Raw genomic sequence first — 210 nt, 5'->3', positions numbered from 1 at the left:
GAAGCATAAAATCACTCCAACCCCGTTAGTTAAAGCTTTTGACAGTGCCCTGGTTAAGCAAAAACTGGATGTTTACGATTACGATGAAAAGCCAAAAACGCTAAAAGCTGCTGAAGAAGAAGTGGAATACTTCAGCAAAAGTCAGGTTGAAAAAGTGATTAGAGAAAGAAGAAAAGCCATGGAAACTGCGGCTAAAGAATTGGATTTTAT

General features: G+C 38.1%; 1 pseudogene. It reads left to right on the top strand.

The features are described 5' to 3' along the window. Positions 1-210 (top strand): annotated as a pseudogene (locus tag RM529_RS18035) (excinuclease ABC subunit B); the annotation flags it as partial.

It is taken from the genome of Autumnicola edwardsiae (assembly GCF_031846505.1).
Taxonomy (GTDB): domain Bacteria; phylum Bacteroidota; class Bacteroidia; order Flavobacteriales; family Flavobacteriaceae; genus Autumnicola; species Autumnicola edwardsiae.
Note: the sequence above shows the minus strand (reverse complement) of the source record. Positions and strands in the feature narration are given on the sequence as shown.